Below are 5,871 nucleotides of genomic sequence, written 5' to 3' on the forward strand. Positions count from 1 at the left end.
GCCGACGCCGCGTCGGCGCGCGCGGAGGCCTCGCTGGCCGGCGTGGACTCGGTGCGTACGGCGGGGTTCGCCTACGCCACGGCCCAGGCGGCCACGGCGGCCCGGGACGCGGCCGCGCAGGTCATCGAGCCGGCGAACGACGCGATCGAACTCGGTACCCCGTACAAGGAGACCGACTCCTCCGCGGGTCTGGCCGTGCTCACGGGACAGGCCGCGAAGACGGCCGCCGAGCAGCAGGCCGCGGTGGCGGACGCCAAGGCGGTGCAGGCCGCGAAGGCCGCGGTCGAGGCGAAGGAACTGGCGGCCAGGGCCGGCGCGGACGCCAAGGCGGCGGCCGAGGCGGCGGCGGAGGCGGCGGACTGGGCGGCGAAGGCCACCAAGTCCTCGCAGCAGGCGCAGGCTTCGGCGAGTGCCGCCACCGCTTCGGCGAAGGCCGCGCAGAAGTCCGAGACGAACACGGTCGAGTACAACAGGCAGGCGACGGAGGACGCCGCCGCGGCGCAGACCGCCGCCACCACGGCCGGGGGCTACGCGGACGAGGCCGACGCCTCCGCCACGGACGCCGAGAAGGACGCGGCGTCCGCCCGCAGCGCGGCCACCGAGGCCGAGGGCGACGCGAGCACGGCGCGCGGTGTCGCGGACCAGGCGGAGAGGGACGCGACGACCGCCGAGGCGGCCGCGGCACACGCCCGGGATCTCGCGGTCGAGACGGCCCAGATCGCCATCCGTACGCAGGACGCCCTGCGGGACGAGTGGGAGGAGCGGCAGCGGACCGCCGACGGCGGCGTGGGCGTGGACGGCGTGGTGATGCGTCCCAGCGACGACACGCTCGTCGACATCGACCCGCTGAGCGACTGCGTCGGCACGCACACCGGGGCCGACATCGGTTGCGAGATCGATCTCGCGTACCACGTCTACGGCACGATGGACTTCTATCTCGAGACGTGTTCGCGGCCGGGTGTCTCACGGGCGGACTGCGGAAGCGGTATCAAGCGTGACTACCTGATGAGCGCTCCCTTGGACGTCCGGTTCAAGGAGATGAAGGTCCACGTCGACGGCGTCCAGCTCACCGCTTCCGTGCTGAAGGCCCTGGCGCTGGCTGCGGTGAAGGACATCATCGACTGCAGCCACGGAAAGCTCAGCGGCTGCCTGTGGCTGGCCGGCAGCATCATCGTTCCCAAGGCCCTCATGGCGGCGGCCGAGGCGGCGTCCGCAATGCGTCTGGCCATCGTGAACGGCGGTCGGCTGACCGAGGCGATCTGGGGGCTGCGCGGAGCGGGGCTCACCCCCTCGGCCCTCGCCAGTCTGGAACGGGCGGCCGGCGAGGCTCTGGCCGGCCGGTGCTTCGTGGCGGGGACGAAGGTCGCCACCGAGAGCGGCCCGAAGCCCATCGAGAAGATCAGGGTCGGTGACCGGGTCTGGTCCACCGATCCCGCGACCGGTACGAAGTCCCTGCAACGGGTCCTCGAGCTGTTCGACCGCACCGTGGACCGAGTGGTCAGCGTCCGGACAGCCGGGGGCAGTGTCGAGGCCACCGAGTCCCACCGGTTCTGGGTGCAGCAGCGCGGCTGGGTCGAGGCGCGCGATCTGCGGGCCGGCGACGCGTTGCGCACGGAGAGCGGCGCCGCCGACGAGGTGACCGGTACCTCGCTCGTGAAGGGGAAGACGCGTGTCTTCAACTTCGAGGTGGACAACGCTCACACGTACTACGTGTACGCGGGTTCGACACCTGTGCTCGTCCACAACGAGTGCGGCCCCGAGCTCATGCTCAAGGACCTCGTCCAGCCGGGCGACCACATCGTCCTCGGGATCTACCCGATGAGCGACGAGCTGGCCGCGAGCATCGGTGGCAAGACCTTCAACAACCCGGTTTTCGGGAAGCTGATGGAGTGGGCGGGAGGCAGACCTGCCTGGATGGCCGGAGCCGAGGAGGCGATGAGTAACTCGGAGGTCAGACTCTCGGTGTCGCTGGACGGAGTGGAAGGCGCGGAGAGCCCCGCGCAGGCTCTCGACATGCTTGTCGAGAAGGGCATGCCCCTGGTGGGCCCGGACTGGGTTCCAGCCACGCAGTCCAAGAACGGGACTGCCTGGGAGATGGCGACTCTGCGGGTCAAAATACTCACGGGAGGGCGCCAGTGGTCGTCCGTCGACTGGTACTGGAAGGGCGCTAAAGTCACCGACATGCCTGTCCCGCCATGGGGTCAATGATGCGGAACGAGAGGAGAACCGGAGTCATGCCCGACTTCGTCCGTACCGGCCGTCTCTTCCGAGTCACCGGCTTCGATCCTTCGCACCGTCAGCTGATGCTGAGGAGCGAGGCGCTCGCCATGGATGAGACCACCACGCGCGTGGAGGTGTACATCGGCCATGTGAGGCTGATGCTCCTCAGGCCGTACTACCGCGACGGCCTGCACATCAGGCGGGCCACCGAGGCGGAGTTCGCCGAGCTGAGCGAGCGGCACGGCTTGTCGGCCGATGACGCGCAGTGGACGTGGATCATCGCGGACGACGGCAGCTTCGTGGTCGGGGGTGCGCCCAGCTGGCGTGAGGCGGAGTACTCCGTGATGGACAGGGAGTCGCTGTTCGACTTCTCGAAGTCGTGGCCGCCGCCGTACCCGGCCGAGTGGGGGACCGTGGGATGAGCGTGCCGTCCCGGCGCCGAGGCGCGGGGACGGTATGCGGGGCCGTCGGGCGATTCGTCGCCCGGCGGCCCCTGTCCGGGTGGCGGACCTGTCGGGCGGGGGGCCGCGGGGGGCGGATACGGTGGTGGGACCATGAGCGCTTCGCAGATCGTCGCTTCGCGGACCGGTGAGGTCCCCACTCTTCTCGTCAAGGTGTTCGGGAAGGACCGGCCCGGCATCACGGCCGGGCTGTTCGACACCCTGGCCGCCTTCCAGGTCGACGTGGTCGACATCGAGCAGGTCGTGACGCGGGGCCGGCTGGTGCTGTGCGCGCTGGTCACGCAGCCCGCGGAGGGGCTGGAGGGCGACCTCCGGTCGACGGTCCACAGCTGGGCCGAGTCGATGAAGATGCAGGCCGAGATCATCTCCGGCCATGGCGACAACCGCCCGCGCGGTGTCGGCCGCTCCCTGGTGACGGTGCTCGGGCACCCCCTGACCGCCGAGTCGACGGCGGCCATAGCGGCGCGGATCGCCCAGGCCGGCGGCAACATCGACCGTATCTTCCGGCTCGCCAAGTATCCGGTGACGGCCGTGGAGTTCGCGGTGTCCGGCGTGGCGACGGAAACCCTGCGCAGCGCGCTGGCCGCGAGCGCCTCCGCACTCGGTGTCGACATCGCCGTGGTCTCGGCGGGCCTGCACCGGCGGGCGCAGCGGCTCGTGGTGATGGACGTGGACTCGACCCTCATCCAGGACGAGGTCATCGAGCTGTTCGCCGCGCACGCCGGCTGTGAGGCGGAGGTCGCCGCGGTGACCGAGGCGGCGATGCGCGGGGAGCTGGACTTCGAGCAGTCCCTGCACGCGCGGGTGGCCCTGCTGAAGGGGCTGGACGCCTCCGTGGTGGACAAGGTCCGCGAGGAGGTCCGGCTGACGCCGGGCGCGCGGACGCTGATCCGTACGCTGAAGCGGCTCGGCTATCAGGTCGGGGTGGTGTCCGGTGGCTTCACGCAGGTCACGGACGCGCTGCAGGACCGGCTGGGCCTGGACTTCGCGCACGCCAACACGCTGGAGATCGCGGACGGGAAGCTGACCGGCCGGGTCACCGGTGAGGTCGTGGACCGGGCGGGCAAGGCGCGGCTGCTGCGCCGGTTCGCCGCCGAGGCGGGGGTGCCGCTGTCACAGACGGTGGCGATCGGTGACGGCGCCAATGACCTGGACATGCTGAACGCGGCCGGTCTGGGCGTGGCCTTCAACGCCAAGCCGGTGGTCCGGGAGGCCGCGCACACCGCGGTGAACTTCCCCTTCCTGGACACCGTGCTCTATCTGCTGGGCGTCAGCCGGGAAGAGGTCGAGGCGGCGCAGACGCACGACGAGGACTGAGCCGGATACGCATCGGGCCCGGAACCGCCTCGGTTCCGGGCCCCGCGCGTGTCCGCTCAGGTCACTCCGAGGGCGCCCAGTAGTCCGCCAGCGTCGCCTTGCCCGGCTCCAGGTCCTTCCAGTCGCCGTCGAAGGTCAGCACGGCGAAGGCGGAGGTGGGGAAGCCGCGGCGGTTCATCCGCTCGCGGGGGTCGTCCTCCGCGGTTCCGGCGAGGATCTCGACCAGGTTGTGCACGCCGGGGTTGTGGCCGATGAGGATCGCGTTGCGCACGTCGTCCGGGGTCTCGTTCAGCACGGCGATCAGCTCGCCGGGCGAGGCGTTGTAGACCCGGTCCTCATAGACCGTTTTCGGCCGGTGATCCAGCTCGGGCACCGCGAGTTTCCATGTCTCGCGGGTGCGTACCGCGGTGGAGCAGACGGCCAGATCGAAGGAGATTCCGGTATCGGCGAGCCTGCTGCCGGCGACGGGGGCGTCCGTGCGGCCCCGGTCGGCGAGGGGGCGCTCATGGTCGGAAACCTGGGGCCAGTCGGCTTTCGCATGGCGGAAGATGACGATCCTGCGGGGTTCAGCGACGCTCATGTCACCCAGCTTCGCATGAAACAGGCCACCTGGCGCAGGGAGTTGACATGCGGATTCACCGGTGGGCGGGGGGCCGGTCCTCAGTGCGCGAGGAGCTGCCGGGCGCGCTCGAGCATGTGCGCGAGCGCGGGGTCGCCGCTCGCCGCGTGCGCGTCGGAGGGGTTCATGAGGAGCAGCAGCAGCGCGACGAACGCGAGTACCGGCAGGGCCAGCGCCCACCAGGGCAGCCGGGCACCGGCACCGGCGGGGTGGGGCCGGGTATGGGCGGGTACCGGCATGATCGCCTCCGTCGCTCGTCGGACCGTACGGGAATCCCTCTCCCGTACCCCTCGAAGCTACGCGGTCACCGGCCGTCAACCCATCCGGGCTTCCACCCACTTGACCCTGATCCCCGCCCCCTAGGGGATGGTGGGGAAAACCCCCGCCACACCGCCCCAGGGCGCGATCAGGAGGGGGCGAGCAGCATCGCGACGATGCCGATGACGATGAAGATGGCGAAGAACGAGCCGAAGACGATCAGCATCTTCTTCTGGCCGTTCTGGGGGTTCGGGTCGAGCACTGGCTGCATGCGGCCAGTCTCCCACTCTCCCCGGGGCCGGAGAGCGCCGCCCCCGGCTTCAGTGCGCCTCGTCCTCCACGATCCGGTCGCGGCCGGCGAGGAACCCGACCGCCATCTGCGGCAGCATCAGCGCCGCCATGAGCGCGATCGGCACGCCCCAGCCACCGCTGCGCTGGTACAGCACGCCGACCAGCAGCGGGCCGGGGATGGAGAGCAGATACCCGGTGCTCTGGGCGAACGCGGACAGCTGGGCCACGCCCGGCCCGGTGCGGGCCCGCATGCCGACCATGGTGAGCGCGAGCGGGAAGGCGCAGTTGGCCACGCCCAGCAGCACCGCCCAGGCCCAGGCTCCGGCGGCGGGCGCGAGGTACAGCCCGGCGTAGCCGGCGAGGCCGCAGGCGCCGAGGACCAGCACGATGGGCCCCTGGTGGGGCAGCCGGCTCGCCACGCGCGGGATGACGAAGGCCAGCGGGACGCCCATCACCATGGTGACCGCGAGGAGCACGCCCGCCGTACCGGCCGGGACCCCGGCGTCGCGGAAGATCTGCGGCATCCACCCCATGGTGATGTAGGCGGCGGTGGCCTGGAGGCCGAAGAAGACGGCGAGCGCCCAGGCGGTGCGGCTGCGGGCGATGCGCAGCCGGGGGCCCGCCTCCGCGCCCGGCACCGGTACCGGCGCGGGCACCCGCTCGCGGACCAGGGGCAGCCAGGGCAGCACGGCGATGCCCGCGAGG

General features: G+C 71.3%; 6 protein-coding genes and 1 pseudogene. 3 read left to right on the plus strand and 4 right to left on the minus strand.

Going from position 1 to position 5,871, the window contains the following annotated elements; genetic code table 11:
• The 3 genes from GT030_RS00260 to serB all read left to right on the plus strand — a co-directional run.
• Positions 1 to 2,208: polymorphic toxin type 27 domain-containing protein (locus tag GT030_RS00260; protein ID WP_202459501.1), on the plus strand; the 2,208-nt coding region annotated here is incomplete at its 5' end.
• Positions 2,209 to 2,234: 26 nt separating this feature from the next.
• Positions 2,235 to 2,642, plus strand: a complete 408-nt coding sequence (locus GT030_RS00265; RefSeq protein ID WP_161199255.1) for a hypothetical protein — start codon at positions 2,235 to 2,237, stop codon at positions 2,640 to 2,642.
• A gap of 132 nt (positions 2,643 to 2,774) precedes the next feature.
• The gene (serB, locus tag GT030_RS00270) at positions 2,775 to 3,998 is read left to right on the plus strand and encodes a phosphoserine phosphatase SerB (protein WP_161199256.1); all 1,224 of its coding nucleotides are present in this window, start codon (positions 2,775 to 2,777) and stop codon (positions 3,996 to 3,998) included.
• 61 nt (positions 3,999 to 4,059) lie between these two features.
• Here serB and GT030_RS00275 read toward each other — a convergent pair whose 3' ends face one another.
• The 4 genes and pseudogenes from GT030_RS00275 to GT030_RS00285 form a co-directional block, all read right to left on the minus strand.
• On the minus strand, positions 4,060 to 4,578 hold the full coding sequence (locus GT030_RS00275) for a histidine phosphatase family protein (RefSeq protein ID WP_161199257.1): 519 nt from the start codon (positions 4,576 to 4,578) through the stop codon (positions 4,060 to 4,062).
• 80 nt (positions 4,579 to 4,658) lie between these two features.
• Positions 4,659 to 4,856: a hypothetical protein gene (locus GT030_RS00280; RefSeq protein ID WP_161199258.1), complete on the minus strand. Its 198-nt coding sequence runs from the start codon at positions 4,854 to 4,856 to the stop codon at positions 4,659 to 4,661.
• A gap of 167 nt (positions 4,857 to 5,023) precedes the next feature.
• A complete protein-coding gene (locus tag GT030_RS37015) occupies positions 5,024 to 5,146 on the minus strand; it encodes an SGM_5486 family transporter-associated protein (protein WP_268255589.1) in 123 nt (40 codons plus the stop codon).
• A gap of 49 nt (positions 5,147 to 5,195) precedes the next feature.
• A pseudogene (locus GT030_RS00285) lies at positions 5,196 to 5,871 on the minus strand (MFS transporter); the annotation flags it as partial.

Source organism: Streptomyces sp. SID1328 (genome assembly GCF_009865595.1).
Lineage (GTDB): Bacteria > Actinomycetota > Actinomycetes > Streptomycetales > Streptomycetaceae > Streptomyces > Streptomyces griseoluteus.